The organism is Hymenobacter chitinivorans DSM 11115, assembly GCF_002797555.1.
Lineage (GTDB): Bacteria > Bacteroidota > Bacteroidia > Cytophagales > Hymenobacteraceae > Hymenobacter > Hymenobacter chitinivorans.
Genome location: NZ_PGFA01000002.1, coordinates 636,321 through 652,355 on the forward strand (window position 1 = coordinate 636,321; position 16,035 = coordinate 652,355).

Annotated in this window: 14 protein-coding genes; 4 read left to right on the plus strand and 10 right to left on the minus strand. The window is 58.2% G+C overall.

The genetic code is table 11. The features are described 5' to 3' along the window. Window positions 1-80: 80 nt before the first annotated feature. The 3 genes from CLV45_RS16320 (at window position 81) to CLV45_RS16330 (ending at window position 2,725) form a co-directional block, all read left to right on the plus strand. Window positions 81-1,286: a site-specific integrase gene (locus CLV45_RS16320; protein WP_100337523.1), complete on the plus strand. Its 1,206-nt coding sequence runs from the start codon at window positions 81-83 to the stop codon at window positions 1,284-1,286. Window positions 1,287-1,291: 5 nt separating this feature from the next. Continuing rightward, window positions 1,292-2,209 carry a hypothetical protein gene (locus tag CLV45_RS16325; protein WP_157807585.1) on the plus strand — a complete coding sequence of 306 codons (918 nt, stop codon included), beginning with the start codon at window positions 1,292-1,294 and terminating at the stop codon, window positions 2,207-2,209. 228 nt (window positions 2,210-2,437) lie between these two features. Beyond that, window positions 2,438-2,725, plus strand: coding sequence for a helix-turn-helix domain-containing protein (locus CLV45_RS16330; RefSeq protein WP_100337525.1), 288 nt, complete (start codon window positions 2,438-2,440; stop codon window positions 2,723-2,725). A gap of 1,337 nt (window positions 2,726-4,062) precedes the next feature. Here the strand turns inward: CLV45_RS16330 and CLV45_RS16350 are convergent. Next, the gene (locus tag CLV45_RS16350; protein ID WP_100337529.1) at window positions 4,063-4,308 is read right to left on the minus strand and encodes a helix-turn-helix domain-containing protein; all 246 of its coding nucleotides are present in this window, start codon (window positions 4,306-4,308) and stop codon (window positions 4,063-4,065) included. A gap of 112 nt (window positions 4,309-4,420) precedes the next feature. Between CLV45_RS16350 and CLV45_RS16355 the strand changes: the two genes are divergently transcribed. After that, a complete protein-coding gene (locus CLV45_RS16355; protein WP_100337530.1) occupies window positions 4,421-4,897 on the plus strand; it encodes a hypothetical protein in 477 nt (158 codons plus the stop codon). A 128-nt stretch (window positions 4,898-5,025) separates the two neighbouring features. On the opposite strand, the gene CLV45_RS16360 is transcribed toward CLV45_RS16355, so the two are convergent. The 9 genes from CLV45_RS16360 to CLV45_RS16400 form a co-directional block, all read right to left on the minus strand. Continuing rightward, window positions 5,026-6,039: a DUF3871 family protein gene (locus CLV45_RS16360; protein ID WP_245882891.1), complete on the minus strand. Its 1,014-nt coding sequence runs from the start codon at window positions 6,037-6,039 to the stop codon at window positions 5,026-5,028. Then, window positions 6,014-6,931 (minus strand): AAA family ATPase, encoded by a 918-nt coding sequence (locus CLV45_RS16365; RefSeq protein WP_100337531.1) that lies wholly within the window; start codon window positions 6,929-6,931, stop codon window positions 6,014-6,016. Before CLV45_RS16365 ends, CLV45_RS16360 begins: the two co-directional genes overlap by 26 nt. 335 nt (window positions 6,932-7,266) lie before the next feature. After that, the gene (locus tag CLV45_RS25015) at window positions 7,267-7,710 is read right to left on the minus strand and encodes an SH3 domain-containing protein (RefSeq protein ID WP_157807586.1); all 444 of its coding nucleotides are present in this window, start codon (window positions 7,708-7,710) and stop codon (window positions 7,267-7,269) included. Window positions 7,711-8,901: 1,191 nt separating this feature from the next. After that, entirely contained in the window at window positions 8,902-9,108 is a 207-nt protein-coding gene (locus tag CLV45_RS16375; RefSeq protein ID WP_100337533.1) for a heavy-metal-associated domain-containing protein, read from the minus strand. Between the two features lie 209 nt (window positions 9,109-9,317). Beyond that, window positions 9,318-9,659 (minus strand): four-helix bundle copper-binding protein, encoded by a 342-nt coding sequence (locus CLV45_RS16380; RefSeq protein WP_100337534.1) that lies wholly within the window; start codon window positions 9,657-9,659, stop codon window positions 9,318-9,320. Window positions 9,660-9,729: 70 nt separating this feature from the next. Continuing rightward, window positions 9,730-12,954 (minus strand): efflux RND transporter permease subunit, encoded by a 3,225-nt coding sequence (locus CLV45_RS16385; protein ID WP_100337535.1) that lies wholly within the window; start codon window positions 12,952-12,954, stop codon window positions 9,730-9,732. Between the two features lie 4 nt (window positions 12,955-12,958). Next, window positions 12,959-14,107 (minus strand): efflux RND transporter periplasmic adaptor subunit, encoded by a 1,149-nt coding sequence (locus CLV45_RS16390; protein WP_100337536.1) that lies wholly within the window; start codon window positions 14,105-14,107, stop codon window positions 12,959-12,961. Next, window positions 14,091-14,714 carry a hypothetical protein gene (locus tag CLV45_RS16395; protein WP_100337537.1) on the minus strand — a complete coding sequence of 208 codons (624 nt, stop codon included), beginning with the start codon at window positions 14,712-14,714 and terminating at the stop codon, window positions 14,091-14,093. Before CLV45_RS16395 ends, CLV45_RS16390 begins: the two co-directional genes overlap by 17 nt. Before the next feature lie 9 nt (window positions 14,715-14,723). After that, on the minus strand, window positions 14,724-15,965 hold the full coding sequence (locus CLV45_RS16400) for a TolC family protein (RefSeq protein WP_100337538.1): 1,242 nt from the start codon (window positions 15,963-15,965) through the stop codon (window positions 14,724-14,726). Between the last annotated feature and the right edge of the window lie 70 nt (window positions 15,966-16,035).

Genomic DNA, 16,035 nt, shown 5'->3' on the forward strand with positions numbered 1-16,035 from the left:
TTTGAGGGTAATGTTTTACCTGTTGTTTTACCTTTCACGGCTTGGATGTACCTTCGTAGGGTAACAACGTCCCTAACCACATGGCAAGTGTAAAGGTACTCCTGATGGAGGAGAAGATAAATAAGGCCGGTGAGGCACCCGTGTACCTGCGCATTATTAAGGACAGGAAGCCGAAGTACATCTCCATTGGTCTACGGGTGAAGCCGCAAGATTGGAACAGCGACTTAGGGCGTGTGAAAAAGTCGCACCCTAAAATGGCACACACAAACGCTTACCTATCTGCTAAGCTCGCCGAAGCAGATGCAACAGCGTTGGATATGCAGCGGGAGTCGAAGTTCGTTTCGCCCGTCCAAATCAAGAACACCATCATGGGGCAGTCGTCGGAGAGCTTCCTCAAGTATTTCGAAAAGCACCTGCACACGCTGGAGAAAACTGGTAAGATTAGCTCACTGACCAAAGCTGCAGCTGTGTTCTCCAAACTCAAGGTTTTCTTGGGGACAAGCGACTTGCTCTTCGACGAGGTCACGGTCAGCTTCCTGAAGCAGTATGAGGACTACTTACACGACGAGCTGGGAAACTCGGTCAATACCATTCACTCCAACCTCAAGATCTTTCGTAAGCTCATCAACGACGCTATCCGGGAGGACTTGTTTTCCGTTGCCCGTGACCCGTTTCGGAAGTTCAAGCTCAAGTTGGAGAAGACGACTAAATCATACCTCTCAGAAGACGAGCTAGAGGCGTTGTGGACCTTGCCGTTGAAGGAGGGCCTTAAGCTTTGGCACCATCGGAACCTGTTCGTCTTCGCTGCTTACGCGGGTGGCCTGCGGATCTCCGACCTGCTCCAGCTCAGGTGGAGCAACTTCTCGGGTACCCACATCCGTATCACGATGCAGAAGACGAACGATGCTGTATCGGTCAAGGTGCCGAACAGGGCGCTGGAGATACTGCAGCTCTACCGTCACGATGGGGGTAAGCCATCTGACTACATCTTCCCTTTTCTTCATACGTATGTCGACTACACTGACCCCAGGGCGCTGCACAGAGTCATCTCGTCGGCAACCGCTTATGCCAACAAGAACCTGAAGATCATCGCTGAGCGGGCGGGAATCGAGAAGCACATCAGTTTTCACAGTTCGCGGCACACTTTCGCAACGAGAGCCCTGACGAAGGGGGTAGCAATTGAGTTGGTGTCCAAGCTGATGGGTCACCACTCTATCAACACGACACAGATTTACGCGAAAATCGTCAACGAGAAGCTCGACCAGGCGATGGACGCATTCAACTGATATTCATGAAGGAACCAAAGTCGGCTTTATTGTACTTCATGCGGCTAATAGAACGGGGAAAGCTCATCCAGCGACGCAATGCGTTTCACCACGAGTACACCCGCATGACAACATCCACACCGCGTATAGGGGAGGAGTGGAGCGAGGTCGAGTACGATGCCGAAGCAGAAACGCTTAGTTACAAACAGTCGGTTCTGTTTGAGCCCTCTGTTTCAATAACCCGCGACTTTGGGAAAGAGGTGTGTGCTCAGATACCAGAGAAGACCGAAAAGAGTATAGTTCGCATTTACAAGCAGGTGACTTCGGGGTCTCAGGCTGAGAGAACGGCCGCCTTCAAGCAGCTGATGCGGGACGTGGAGGGACTGATTAACATCGTCTCCGAACAGCAGGTGTACCATAGGTACCCATGCGTCTTCAAAGCCCTGGTCAGCATTAAAGACTTTGCTGTCTCACATAGTCCGCTGCAATCCGGAACGAGCTCAATAGAAGCACCTACTACTGAAGAGGAGCCGGTTGTTAGCTATCAGTACAAGTGCGTGGAGGCGGGTAGCAGCGCAGAGGACAAGGGTTTGACGAGCCGTTATCTGGGTGACTTGTTTCACAAATTACGCAGTGAGCTTCAGCTAATTGCTCCCGATACCTCAATTGAGGACTTCAGGGCGATATTCTCGGGGAAGGTTGTCCTTAAACCCGTCACGTGGACGGGGACCAACAAGCAGCTTCAGTACCTCTTCAAAACGATTGTGCCTAAGCTGAAGCTCCCTGGAGACAACAAGCCCAAAAAGTGGGTCGCGGTAGCTGCGTGTTTTGTCCATCGTAATGGCGACAGCTTCACCGCCAGTGAACTGGTGAGTACAGGAGTCAAGGATGAAAACACGCCCAAGAGGGACGAGATTAGAGAACTCGGCAGTGTGCTCCGGTAAGCTTCGTGTAGAACTCACTACAGGGAGCGCAAAATCTGTTGCCTATTTTGGTCTAGGGGTGATGTGGTGAGAGTGGCGTACAGATAGAGCCTACGGCTTTTTCCTGTGCCAGACACCGCAGGGCTACTACAAGTCTACTACAGGTAGTAGTGATGGGGGTTTTGTAGAGGTGATCTACACGGTTATTTCGCATTGTCAAACCGAAACGACCATTTCACTTCACCCCATATGGAAGTAGTAGTACTACACAACGAAGCGTTCAAGCAGCTTCAGCAGAACACGTTTATCTACATGAAGAAGCTCATGGAGGAAGAGCGTAAGAAGACCGCCATCGAATGGCTGGACAGTACCGAAGCCGCCGCTTTGCTCAAGATCAGCAGGCGCACGTTACAGACGTGGCGCGATGAGGGGCTGATTGGGTTCAGCCAGGTTGTTGGGAAAATCTACTACAACCGGGAAGAAATCGACCGCTTGCTACTGAAGCACCACCACAAGCCGTTTCGGGCAGTTGCGTAAAGACGTGTACGATAACCTACACCTGTATTTTCGCCTTCCCGAGCCTGTTCAGGAGTTTGAAGACGCTCTGGCACAATCGTCTGCCTTTGCCGGCAACGATGGCCAGACTGATGAAAGAGGACGCATCCAGGTTCGTTACCGTAACCTGCGTATCGAGTACGTCCCCGGCCAATACTGGGGCACTGTACGGGGTTCCCTGCACAGCTTCGCACAGGGGTCGAACGTCGGCATGTTTAACGCAGATGAAGCAGTAGACGCGTGCATTGACCTTGCTTCTGCCCTGGGACTGCCTCCTGAGGCTTTCGTAACGCGGAAGCTCGAAGCGGGAGTAAACATCGTCGTCCCCTCCTCGCCGCTTCCTTTTCTGGAAACACTGAGCTACCACAAAAAAAGCCGATTTTATCCGTTAGCTCCCCCAACAGGTTGCCTGCGGCCGTTAGAATACTTTGCAGTACACGCTGATTACAGGCTTAAGTACTACGACAAGGGAGCATACGCTGCCCGCCAGGGTATCCCATTGCCAATAGGTTGTCGTCACCTTTTGAGGTTCGAGGTTGTGTTTACGCGTGTCCGCGTCCTGAACAAGCTCACCGGACGCACCACACTGACTCTGGTAGACTTGGTGGCACCCGATGTATTCAATACTGTCGCTGCCTATGTGCATGAGCAGTGGGGAAAAACCGTTCGCCGACTTCCGTTTGACTACTCAGACCTATCCATAGCTGATGGCGCGCTCCTCTACTCAGGCGCAGACCTAGCGTGGTGGGAAGGAGTACGACCTCACGTTCCCAAATCAACTTTCAAGCGTAGGCAAGGAGACTACCGCCTGCTTCAGGAGCAAGCCAAGCTGCGTGAAGGGCCGCATCCGTATGACTTGCTCATGGCTGAGCACATTCAGTCGCTCTGCCCAGATGGGCTGCCACTGTTGACGGCAAGTCCCAAAAATGGTACCGTTCTCCACACATGTAATCATGTGGAAGTTGAGGGTAGGGTTGATAGAGAGGAGCGGCTAGTAGGAGTTGATTGGGACGAGAGCAGTACCCGGCTCTGGGCAGCATGATGCTTTGGTGGGTTAGAGGAGTACGGCAAGGGTACTACTTCATGCTGAAGTGAAGTTCGCTGGCATGGAAGTCGCCGACTACAAACCAACTTAGTGTTTCAACAAGTCGACTGCATGTTTACGGTCATGCGCAGGTTCATAGACCTGCTTGTGTTGCGGCCGTTACGGTACCCTCTGTCGCCATTGCGCAATCAAGCGTATTCACTGAGTAGTCCCGGAACTCAACGGGTAGGAAAGGGACTTGTTGGCGCCCGCGTTTTGAGAGAGCCGATAGTACTTAAATCTCCGTGTCGGAGTTGGTTATGGCTGGGTCATCAACCAAGTCACGCACCTCCAGCTCTAACGCACGGCTGAGGGAAATCAGCAGGTCGAGTGTTGGCGCGAGCTGTACACGTTCAATCCGCCTGATGGTGGACTGCTCTACGTTGGCGATGTCGGCCAGCTTCTGCTGAGAGTACCCGCGTTGTTTACGCAAGTACCGCAATCGATCAGAAAAGGCTTTGAGACCCGCCGGGTTTTTCACACGGCAAGCTGTCGCAAGCTACTAAACGGAATAAGGGCGTATACGCCCTTATTCCGTTTTTATGTTTTACTTGCGCGGGTAGTTATTTCGCCCTTTCACTCCTACACGCACCATGGCACCTACCTCATTCGACTCGACTCAACTCCTAGCGTATGCTGAAGCTACCCCTGTGGAGCGTATGCAGGCGATGACACACGCAATAGAGATACTGCAGCTGACGCTCCCACCCCTTTCCCTTAAAAAGTGGGTCAAGCTTTTCGAGCAGCGTGCCCCTATGTTGTGGAAAGCGGGAAAAATCGTTCAGGTCGACTTGGATGCCCTCGACGACTTCGCCAACTGGGTTGCGCAGTACCTAGAGGAGAAGAACAGTGTCGAAACCCCCAGCTTTGAAGGGGAAGCATACTACCTGGCGCGTAACCTGATGTACTACCAGGAACTAGCACAGGAGGTGATTGAGAGCAACCCCACTCTGAACTATGCACAGACGGACTATATGGTGAAGTCTCTGCTTCACCGTTTAGCAGCGGGTAACTCCGTAGCAGAGCAAGTCGAGTGGACGCGTAACAGCCTTACCCAAAACCAAGCCTGACGGGATGGTTCACGGTGGAGCGCTGAGTCAAGTGAACCAGGTGATGAAGAGCCATTTACCCGCTTCACTCCCCAAGTCAGAAACCCGTCCGGCTCGTATGCTGCCGAAACGGGTTTCTGAGAAGTGGCTTAGCTCAAGTACCAGTTGGTCATGCGACCATTGAGTGCTCCTTGTACCTGTTGAACAAAATCCAGGGCGTTGACTGACCTGTCCAGAAACTGGTCAATGTAGGTGGACTTGTTGGCCCCGGTGAACAGGTTGTAGAGACGCCACAAGTTGATGTCGCCGTTTGGCTCGCGGCAAAAGCTCTGGTCACGATAGTAGTCCTTGCAAACGCTGGCCAACTGCTGGTCTCCATAGAGCAGCGCCGGAATGTGCTGCTTGGTAGCAGCCGGCAGGTACTGATACATCCGACACCGTCCGATAAGTTGGGCGAACTGCTGCTCGGTAAGGGAGTACTCCGTTAGGGCCTGCATCTGGCGCAGGTGCCGGTGCAGGTCATAGGACTGCAGCAGCTGGATGATGGCCTTTTGCAGCTGCTCTAGGCTGCTCACGCGCACGTCCCCCATGCAGCCGTCAGTCCGGACGCAGAGGTTCGTACAGACCATGTTCTCGAAGCCCACGAAGAGCTTGAAGTGCTCCACGGCTCCCTTGCGGTTATAGAGGTTGTCCAGGTTGTAGGCTTTCACCCCACCCACGATCAGGGTCAGCCGGTTGCCGCCGATCGTATCGAACATGCTCGGTATCTCGATAGCGAACATCATGCGCTCGTAGTACAGCGTGCGCTCCCAGTCCTGTAGCTGACTGGCCGGCTTGTCCTTGGCATCCGGAATACGGCCCTTAATCGGGTGAGATACCCGGATCTGCGGTGTCAGAATCTCTTCCCCGCGAAACACGTCGCGTACAGCCTGCGCGGTGACCTGGATGAAGTCGGCTTGGCTGATCAGCGGCTCGTTGTCCTTCACGAAGACCGGAATGATATGGTCCCGCCGGATTTCTGAGAAGCTGGTTGCTGTCGTGTTGGCCTCGATGAAGGCGCGGGACGTGGAGGAAGCAAAAGAGGCCGACTCTTGCGGGTCGACCTCCTGAAGGATGTGCATTGGAGCTGGGGTGGCACTAAGCCGAATGAGCGAGGTTTCCATGAGTGGAGAGTTGTGAGGGTTGAGTAAAGAGTTTGTTATTGCCCACGCTGCTGGGAGCGTCGGACAGGGTTTGCAGGTGTTGTTTCTGGTCCTGGAACTCGGCCTTGAGGGCAACCTGGTACGCGGGCTCCAGGCGGTAGTAGAGTGCCAGCAGCTCATCCAGTGTCTGACAAAGGCGAATGGACTGACGGACATCGTCCTCGCTTTCCGGAGCCGGCAGGCCGGCAGCGCACCATTCCAGCAGCGCCTGGCCGGTGCCTTCCCCTAACCGGAACGGGGGCTGGTCCACGAACAGGCGGGTGCGGTCCTTGCTGGCTACGGCATGGTGCTTCGCGTCCAGCTCAAACACCAGGCTGAACTCGTAGTCCAGCCCGTCGCGTTGGATGCTCTTCATGCCCAGCTTCTCGGGCACTTGCTTACCGTTCTTCTCCGAAAGAGCGTATTCCGTCTTCGAGCGCACGGTGGCAATGATGTGGGCCGGGGAGCGTAGCAGTCGGTCCACGAAGGCATTGTGACGCGGCGTAACCTTACTCCAGGCCGTGAAGGAATTGCCCGGCAGGCTGGCGTGGTAGTCGAGCAGGTACTCCCAGCAGTGGGTGATGGAGTCCAGGATGATAACTTCCATTCCCGCTTGTTCACAGGTAGCCAGCGCATCCATGTACCGTTCCGGGGTGAAGGGAGCTGTAAGCGGCAGAACCTGGTACGCACCCAAGTCCGCGTAGAGGTGGGCTGAACCCCGCTCGCTGTCGATGATGGCTACTTTGGCCCAGTCGCCGGCCAGACCGTAGGCGACCAGCAGGGCACTCATGGTTTTGCCAGATCCGCTACTGCCCTGGAGCAACAAGCGCATACGGCATTGCCGGCGACTGGCCGGGTGAAGGAGGTGTTTCATAACTCTGCAGCAGTTAAACGTAAACGATGTAACTCGCCAGGCATCACGCGAGGCTGCATGAGGTGGGGGGTGGGTCGGTTGCCGCGAAGTACGGGGGGGTAGTTCCTGGTATACCCGGTACTCTCGCTCACGCGGGGTCCTCTTGTTTTTCCAGATTTTTTCCCGCACAAACGATACTCGTTCATGGCCCGCGCAGGGTGCTAATCTGACCGCTAAAGCTGCTCAGCAAGCTGCGCCCGCGTCCCAGGAGCTCAAGCCTGTCACGGCACACCAGAAGAACGCGCAACCTGTGCAAATAAAAAGCCCCTGCCTATGTGGTAGGGGCTTTTTCGTGTCTAGTGTTTAATGTAGGTCTTATTGCCGTTCTTGTTGATGTAGTACTGACCTCCTCTGGGTCCGGTTTGGATGTTGCGGCTTGGAGAACTAGAGCCCCCAGAACTACTACCTGAGCTGTAAGGAGTACTGGGAGCGGTGAACGGCGCTAGTTGCGACAACAGGATGTAGCCTTCCACACCATTGTAGTCGATGATTGCCCATTGCTTCCGACGAGTCCGCTTCACCATGATCTGACGAGTCGGAGAGAAGTGAGTCACAACCGAGGCGGACTCATCTGGCGATGATCTTAAATCTGCCCCATCCGCAGAAGGGGTCGTAAACAGGTTGATGACCACATCATCTACGGATTCATCTCGAACCGTCTGCGTCACGACGGGTGGCTTAGAAGTAGCACAGCCAAATAAGAGGGTGCTCGATAGGATAACGAGTAGAATTGCTTTCATAGTGGTAAGCTAACGAAAGGCGGAGAAGCACCTCACAGTCGAGGAGAGTTACTACACTTACCCAGACATTACAAGCCGCCCCTGACCAAACAGTAAGACCCGAATGAGGATGCGGGAAACAGTTGAGAAAGTGGGTGCCCATCGCTGACGTACGACAGGTTTCAGTACCCTAATTGAGGAGCAGTTGACCGAGTTAGCTATCTAATGTACTATCAAACCTCGAAGTCGGTGACCTCAGGAAGTCGGGGCGAAAGGGCATGATTCGAGTTCCTACTTGCTCGTGTGCACGCGCTGCAGTTTTACTCCGGGAACTGTGTTTTAGACAGATCGTTCTTCCGCTGCCGAAGGATACAGCAACGAAGTCGGGCAATATTTTCGGCTTTGTTTGCGGCACATGTTGCACAGGACCGAATTATGTCGTAGATTATTAGAGAGCACTACAGCAGCAAGAAGCCGTGTGAGTCCCGTTCACTAGTAGAACTTTTCCTCTACTGCGCCTGCTGTACCAATATAGCTAACTCGGTTTTTTTGCGTGGTTTTGTACCGGACAATAACCTAACTCCTGCCACTGGGCAGAAGCACGAGCAGTTGCCTGACCCGCTTCTGCAAAACACCATGTCCGTTTCTTCGGGCATGGTGGGCTAGTCGATCTTCGTCATGAAGGTTGAAGAGAGCAACGTTTTTCGACGACTTGTAACGACTCTCACTTGTGCTTCAGCGACCTTCTGGTTGCTGTATCAGGAGCGGCACGGAAGAGTCACTTTCCTGACGGGGGGCAGGGGGGTGACTTGTTTGAGCGGCAAGCGTACACGTCCTCTCTCGACAAGGGTCAGAGTGCAGACACGCTCTCAGCTCAAGTGAATGACAACCTGTGTGTACGTCGGCATATGAGCGTCACCCTTGTCGACAATCAGTGTGCAGCAATCATGAGCTTAGACGACATCAAAGGCGACGTTGCTGAGTTGAGCACCGTGGCCCAGGACCAAGCTGTGGGTGCCCTAGTCCAAGCAGTAGCTGCTGCACTATTTCCGGGAACCACGGGGCTAGAAAGCTGGCTCTGGCTTGGAGCTGTATACATGCTTCCAGACAAGAGCCAGCTTTATTACGAATCCAGACGGGTTACTTACTGCGCAATAGGAGCTCGAACCAGTGGTACCAGCCTGCGTGTGGTAGTGAGGAATAGTTGAGTGGTTACGCCTTTTCAGCTTTGAAGCCGGCGTCTTCCACCAGAGCCAGTATCTGCTCGTCAGTCACATCGCCGGTCACAGTCAGCACCTTATTGGGATTTGCGGTATCGACCTGCCAAGAGGTGATGGCTTTCTCGCCATTGAGGGTGGGCGTTACGGCTTTGATGCAGCCGCCGCAGTTGATGTTGGTTTTGAATTTGAGGGTTTGCATGCCAGGAGTGGTTGGGTAATCCCGAGCACGTCGGGCTACGGAAACAGAACAGGCAAAACTATAGAGAACGTGCAGGTGCAAGGCTACAGAATTAAGCCGTGGACTTGCATGATTTCGCGCTCGGTGTGGGTTGGAGTTAAAAACAAAAACGCCCGGTAACCGGGCGTTTTGTCTCATGGAATAGGGCCGGCTTTTCTACCAGCACTGGGTTAAGCTGCCGAGTTCATGGCGGCGCGGCAGGCTTGTTCGCAACGACGGCAGGCTTCAGCGCACTCTTTACAATGCTGCATGTGGGCACCATGCTTCTCGCATTCGGTGGCGCAGATGCCGCAAATTTCGGCACACTCGCGCATGACGTGCATGGCGTGCTCCGAGCCCCGGGCCACGAAGCGGGCGGTGATGGCGCAGATGTCTGCACAGTCGCGGTCGATGCTGATGCAACGCGCCATCATCTGCACGTCCTGCTCTTGCAGGCAGGCGGTAGCGCAATGCTCACAGGCAGCGATGCAGGCGTTGAGAGCGTCGAGGAGGGATTGGTTTTGAGCGTGCATGGGAAAGGGGGTTAAGGTTGGAAAAAGAGACAAAAAAGCGAGAGGCTGCCGGATAGTGCTGCATGCCGACTTATACGGCGGGCTGCACGGGGTTGAGGTCGTTGGGCGGCGTGAGTGGCTGGGCGTCGAGCTCCTGCGGGTGGGCATCGAGGCTGATGTCGCTGTGCCCGCGGCGGTACTGGGCTAGAGCTCGTTCGCCAAACAGCCAGAAGACCACCGGCGTCACGATGATGTCGAGGAAGGTGGAGCTGAGCAGGCCGCCGAGGATGACGGTGGCCACGGGGTAAAGGATTTCCTTGCCCGGCGCGTCTTTAGCCAGCGTGAGCGGCACCAGGGCCAGGGCGGCTACGAGGGCTGTCATGAGCACAGGTACCAGACGTTCGAGCGAGCCGCGCAGGATCATCTCCTTGCTGAACTTCTCGCCTTCGTGTTCTACGAGGTGGATGTAGTGCGAAATCATCATGATGCCGTTGCGGGAGGCAATGCCGGTGAGGGTGATGAAGCCCACCAGCGAGGCAATGCTGAAGGTGCCGCCGGTGAGCAGCACCGCCACTACCGAGCCGATAAGGGCCAGCGGGATGTTGAGCATAATCTGGCCCACCATGAGCGTGGACTTGAAGTGCGAGTACAGCACCAGGAAGATGCCGGCCAGCGAAAACAGGCTTAGCCAGAGAATCTTGCTGGAAGCCGACTGCTGGCTTTCAAACTGGCCGCCGTAGGTGAGGTAGTACCCGGCGGGCAGCTTGACCTGCTGGGCAATGCGGGCCTGCACTTCTTTGACCGTGCTGCCCAGGTCGCGGTCGGCCACGTTCATGGAGATGGTGATGCGACGTTGGGTGTTTTCGTGGTTGACGGTGTTAGGGCCGGGCTCATAGCTCACATCGGCCACCTGACTCACCGGGATAAGGGCACCAGACGGCGTTTCGATACGGGTATTGGCGATGGTGGCCACGTCGCTGCGCTGGGCTTCGGGCAGCTTCACGATGAGGTCGAAGCGTTTCTGGCCATCGAGCATCTGGGATACCACATCGCCCTGAAACAGCGTTTCGAGGGTGGCCACTACCTGACCGCGCTCCAGGCCGTAGGCGCGCAGGGCGGCGTCGCGGGGTCGCACCAGCAGCTGCGGAATCTGTACCTGCTTCTCCACCTGTAGGTCGACCACGCCGGGCACAGTGCTCGCGGCGTTGCGGATGTCATTTGCGTAGCGACGGAGTTCTAGCAAGTCGTTGCCGAAGACTTTGATGGCCACCTGGGCCCGCACGCCGGAGAGCAGGTGGTCGAGGCGGTGAGAAATGGGCTGGCCGATGTTCACGTTCACGCCGGCAATGAGGCTGAGGCGCTGGCGCAGGTCGGCCAGGATTTCGTCGCGGCTGCGCATCTCACGGCCCTCCTTTTTCAGCTCCTCTTCGGTTTTGAAGGCCACCTCGATTTCGGAGTTGTTCACCGACTCTGCGTGCTCGTCCAGTTCGGCGCGGCCGGTGCGGCGGGCGGTGTAGGCCACTTCCGGAATCTTGAGCATCTGCTGCTCGCCCAAGGTGCCGAGCTTGTTGGACTCGGTGAGCGAAGTGCCGGCCGGAGCCGAGAAATTGACGGTCAGGGAGCCTTCGTTGAAGGGCGGCAGAAACTCGGTACCGAAGAAGGGCACCATGGCCGCGGCGGCGAGGAAGAGGACGGCCGTGGTGGTGAGAATGACTTTGGGGTGCGTCAGGCCCCAATTCAGCAGGCGCGTGTCCTTGCCCTTGAGCCAGCGGATGAGGCGGCCTTCCTGCTCGGCTTCGCGAATCTGCTTCATCTTGGGCAGCAGGTAGTAGCAGAGTACGGGCGTAACCGTGAGCGACACGAAGAGCGAGGCCACGATGCTCGTGATGTAGGCAATGCCCAACGGCGCGAAAATGCGGCCTTCCATGCCTTCCAGCGCAAACAGCGGCAGGAATACCAGCACCACGATGATGGTGGCGTACACGATGGAGTTGCGCACCTCGGAGCTGGCCGCGTAGATGACCTGCAGGGCGGGTTTGGGCTGCGGGAGGTGCTGGTTTTCGCGCAGGCGGCGGAACACGTTTTCCACGTCCACGATGGCGTCGTCGACTAATTCACCGATGGCTATGGCCAGACCGCCGAGTGTCATGGTGTTGATGCTGATGCCGGCGGCCCGGAACACCAGGGCCGTGACCAGCAGCGAGAGCGGAATGGCGACCAGGGAAATAAACGTGGTGCGCACGTTCAGCAAAAAGGCAAACAGCACGATGACGACCAGAATGGCGCCGTCGCGCAGGGCTTCTTCCACGTTGGTAATCGACGACTCGATGAAGTCGGCCTGCTTGAACAGGCGGGTGTTGAGCTGCACGTCCTTGGGCAGGGAGGGCTGCAGCTCGGCAATGGCTTTCTCCACGGCCTGGGTCAGGCCCACGGTGGCCGCGCCGGGCTGCTTCTCGATGCTGAGGATGACGGCGGGTTGGCCGTTGACGCTGCCATCGCCGCGCTTGAAGCGGGCACCGAACTCGACGCTGGCCACCTGCTTGACAGTGATGGGCGAGTTCTCGCGGTAGCCGACGATAATGTTTTCGATGTCTTGCACCGAGCGCAGGCGGCCGAGGTTGCGGATGAGGACTTCGGAGCCGTTGCGGTCGAAGAAGTTGCCCGTGGTGTTAAGGTTGGAGCGGCGTAGGGCCTCTTCTACCTGCGTCACGGTCAGGCCCACGGCGTTGAGGCGGGGCATGTCGAGCAGCACCTGGTACTGCAGGTTGTCGCCGCCGATGGGAATGACCTGGGCCACACCGGGGATGCTGAGCAGGCGCTGGCGCACGGTGTAGTTGGCCAGGGTGCGCAGGTCGGCCGCGGTGGTCTGGCCGTTGCTGCTGGACATGCCGACGAGCATAATCTGGCCCATGACTGAGGAAATGGGGCCGAGCACGGGCGTGACGCCCGTGGGCAGCTGCTCGCCCACGGTTTGCAGCTTTTCGGCCACGATCTGGCGAGCGGTGAAGATGTCGGTGCCATAGTCGAACTCTACGAACACAAGACCAAGGCCGATGGCGGAGTTGGAGCGAACAGCCGACACGCCTGTGGCGCCGTTGAGGGCGGTTTCGACCGGCAGCGTCACGAGGGCTTCTACCTCCTCGGGTGCCATGCCGGGGGATTCGAGGAAGACCGTTACGCGGGGGCGGTCGAGGTCGGGCAGCACGTCGACGGGCAGCTGGCGCGCGGTGTAGGTGCCGGCAATGAGCAGGCCCGCCGCGAAGGCCAGCATGAGCAGCCGGTTCTGCAGGGCAAAGCGGATGATTTTATCGAGCATCCCGCTATTGGTTGAGGTAGATGGATTTGAGCTGGTAGGTGCCCACGGTTACCACCCGGTCGTTTTCGTTCACGGTGCCGCCGAGCAGCACGGTTTGCTCGCCGTTGGCGGAACCGGGCTGCACGTAGCGGATTTTGAAGGTTTCGGGGTCGGTGTGCACGAATACTACGGGCTTTCCATTGAGGTCGGTGAGGGCCGAGGTGGGCACCACGAGCTGCTTGGGGCCGTTGCCGGCCTGGCCCACCACCTGCACGTTCACAGCTTGGCCGGCGCGGAAGGAATTGCCTTCGGCGCCATCGAGCTCAAGGATAAGCTGGCGGGCCTGGTTCACGGGATTTACGGCGTTGCTGAACACCACCAACTTGGCGGGTGCACTGCCTTCCTGACCCTGCAGGCCTTCGACCCGAAACTGGGCGCCGGGCGTGATTTTGGGCAGGTCCTGGGCGAAAACTTCGGCCGTGACGCGCAGCTTGCCGGGGTTGAGTACGCGGAACAGCTCGTCGCCTTGGGTGACTTGCTGCCCTACGGCGAGGTTGAACACGTCGACGGTGCCGCTGATGGGCGAGGTGATGGTGGCGCGGCGGCTGCTGGCCTGGCCATTGTAGATGGCCGCGTTCTGGCGGGCCTGGCGCAGGCGCAGCTCGGCAGCTACCACGTCTTTGCGGGCGGCGATGTCGGCAATGCTTTGCAGGCGGGCGTAGTCCTGCTGGGCGGCGCGCAGCTCAGCCTGGGCGTTGGCCCGCTCGGTGCTGAGGCCGATTTGCTGGGTGGCGTCAAGGGTTTGGTCGACCATGGCTAACGCCTGGCCGGCGCGAACTGGCTGGCCCACCTGAGCCGAGAGGCTCACGATGCGCCCGGTTTGGGGTGCTATCACGCGGCCCTCGCCGCCGGCGGCCGAAGAAACGGTGCCGTAGAGCGTGAGGCGGTTGTAGGTAGCGGAATAGCCGGCAAGGGCGGTGCGCACGCCAAAGAGAAACTGGCTTTCCTTGGGCAGGGCTACGGCGTCGACCAGCCCCACGCCGGCAGTAGGCTGGGCACCCGCGCTATGGTCTTCGCCTCCATGAGCGAACAGATGGGTGGGTGGGGGCAGCAGCACGGTGAGCACCGCCGCCACGGCGGCCGTAGCCGCGAGGAGTTTAGGCGTGGTTTTCATAAACGGGAGGCGTGGAGGTGGAAACGGGCGCAGCCGCGCGGCGACGCATGAGCAGCACGGTGAGCAGGATGCCAAAGGCGAAGGCCCCGACCAGGGCCAGAATGGTTTTCCAGGAGGAGAAAATGGACCCGTCAGCGTGGGTGGCTTCGGGAGCTACGGGCAGCTTCTTGCCCACTTCCAGGCCCTGCAGTGCCATCAGGTCGGCTTGGGAGCCGGCCACAATGTTGACGGCGAGGCTGTATTTCTTGTTCTCCGGAAAGCTGCTTTCGACTAAGTAACTGCCGGGCTCTTTCTCGGACACCGCGAACTTGAGGGCCGGCGCTTCGGGGCAGGTGATGGTGACCTTGGCACCTTTGATGGGCGCGTTGGTGGCGTAGTCGGAGATGAAGAGGCGTAGGTCAGCGTCTTTCCCCTTTTCGAGGGGCTCGAAACGCAACAGCAGTTCGAACTTCTCGGACAGGGCCGCTACCGAAAACGTGGTGGGGAAGGCACCGCCGGAGGCTTTGGCGGTGCCGCCGTGGTCCTCGCCGCCGTGGGCGCGGGCCGGGCCGACTTGCCACAGGGCCAGCAGCACCAGCAATAGCGTGATTTTAAGGGAGGGTCTCATAAGCTGGGGTTACTGGCCGCGGAGGTAATTGAGTTCGGTGAGGGCCTGCCGGTAGTCGCGGATGGTGGTCAGGTAGGTATTCTGGATGGTAAACGCCTGGTTGAGGCTTTGAATCAGAACGAGGTAGCTGATTTCACCGGCCCGGAACAGGCGCTGCGACTGGCTGATGATGGCCGTGGCCTGGGGCAGGCCGGTTTGCTCGTAGTAGGCCAGAGAGGCGGCGAACTTGCGGGTGTCGGCCAGGGCCTGCTGGTACTGGGTGCCGAGCTCCAGCTGCTGCACCTGCGCCTGCGCCTGGGCAGCTTTGGTGCGGGCCGTGGCCGCCTGCAGCTGCGAACGGTACGTCCAGAAGTAAATGGGCACTGACACCCCGAACTGTAGCCGGTACTTGAAGGGGGAATCTGCAAAGGCCTGGTTCTGGTAGCCCACGGTGAGGGCTGGCGTACGGCGGGCCCGCACCAGGCTGATACCCGACTGGCTCAGGCCCACGTTTTGGGCGTAGTAAGCCAGCGTAGGGCTCTGGGCGAGGGCAACGCTGTCCTGCACGGGCAAGCTGCCAAGCAGTTCAGTTCCGATGCGGGCCAGCTCTTGGCCGGTGCGGCGGAGGTCAGTGCCGGTGGTGAGGTTGGCGTCGGGCTGGCCAAGCAGCAGGCCGAGGCGGCGCTGGGCGGAGCGGCGGTCTACCTGGGCCTGGGCCAACTGGTTGGCTACCTGGCGGGCTTCGGCCTCGGTGCTGATGCGCTGCAGCGACGTGACTTCGCCGGCTTTGAAAAGGCGGTCGGTGGCCACGCGCAACCCTTGGTACAGGCTGTCCTGGTAGGTGAGCTGGCGCACCTGGGCTTCGCTCACTTGCAGGGTCAGGTAAGCTAGGCGTACGTCGCGGCGTACGGTGGCGCGGTTCATGTCGAGACCGCGCTCGGCCAGGGCGATGCCGGCCTGGGCGTTGCGGGCCTGCTGGCGGTACACGGTGGGAAAGTCGATGGTTTGCACCACGCCGGGGGCCCACCGTTCGCCTGTTGGAGCGGAGAATAGGAAGTCGGGGTTGCGCAGCGAGAAGCTGCCGCGCTTGAGGGCGCGCTGCTCCTCAATTTCCTGGGTGGACTGGCGCAGGCGCGGGTGCCGGCGCAGGGCCTGGGCTTCGGCGCTGTCCGGGCGCACCACAACCTGCTGGGCTACGGCCGGCACCGAAAACAGGGCCAGCAGGAGTATCAGCAGCCACGCGGGCCTGTAAGTGCTTGGTTGTGTTTGCATGAGAGTGAAGAGGCATACACCTCGCGCTGGTGGTGGACGCGGGGCGGGTATTCCGAATGAGGGAGTGGGT

What these genes read in the sequence shown, in the direction of transcription:
- CLV45_RS16385 (WP_100337535.1), bottom strand. Translation starts at nt 12,954, where the DNA reads ATGCTCGATAAAATCATCCGCTTTGCCCTGCAGAACCGGCTGCTCATG.
- CLV45_RS16320 (WP_100337523.1), top strand. Translation starts at nt 81, where the DNA reads ATGGCAAGTGTAAAGGTACTCCTGATGGAGGAGAAGATAAATAAGGCC.
- CLV45_RS16400 (WP_100337538.1), bottom strand. Translation starts at nt 15,965, where the DNA reads ATGCAAACACAACCAAGCACTTACAGGCCCGCGTGGCTGCTGATACTC.
- CLV45_RS16325 (WP_157807585.1), top strand. Translation starts at nt 1,292, where the DNA reads ATGAAGGAACCAAAGTCGGCTTTATTGTACTTCATGCGGCTAATAGAA.
- CLV45_RS16380 (WP_100337534.1), bottom strand. Translation starts at nt 9,659, where the DNA reads ATGCACGCTCAAAACCAATCCCTCCTCGACGCTCTCAACGCCTGCATC.
- CLV45_RS16360 (WP_245882891.1), bottom strand. Translation starts at nt 6,039, where the DNA reads ATGGAAACCTCGCTCATTCGGCTTAGTGCCACCCCAGCTCCAATGCAC.
- CLV45_RS25015 (WP_157807586.1), bottom strand. Translation starts at nt 7,710, where the DNA reads ATGAAAGCAATTCTACTCGTTATCCTATCGAGCACCCTCTTATTTGGC.
- CLV45_RS16330 (WP_100337525.1), top strand. Translation starts at nt 2,438, where the DNA reads ATGGAAGTAGTAGTACTACACAACGAAGCGTTCAAGCAGCTTCAGCAG.
- CLV45_RS16395 (WP_100337537.1), bottom strand. Translation starts at nt 14,714, where the DNA reads ATGAGACCCTCCCTTAAAATCACGCTATTGCTGGTGCTGCTGGCCCTG.
- CLV45_RS16390 (WP_100337536.1), bottom strand. Translation starts at nt 14,107, where the DNA reads ATGAAAACCACGCCTAAACTCCTCGCGGCTACGGCCGCCGTGGCGGCG.
- CLV45_RS16355 (WP_100337530.1), top strand. Translation starts at nt 4,421, where the DNA reads ATGGCACCTACCTCATTCGACTCGACTCAACTCCTAGCGTATGCTGAA.
- CLV45_RS16375 (WP_100337533.1), bottom strand. Translation starts at nt 9,108, where the DNA reads ATGCAAACCCTCAAATTCAAAACCAACATCAACTGCGGCGGCTGCATC.
- CLV45_RS16365 (WP_100337531.1), bottom strand. Translation starts at nt 6,931, where the DNA reads ATGAAACACCTCCTTCACCCGGCCAGTCGCCGGCAATGCCGTATGCGC.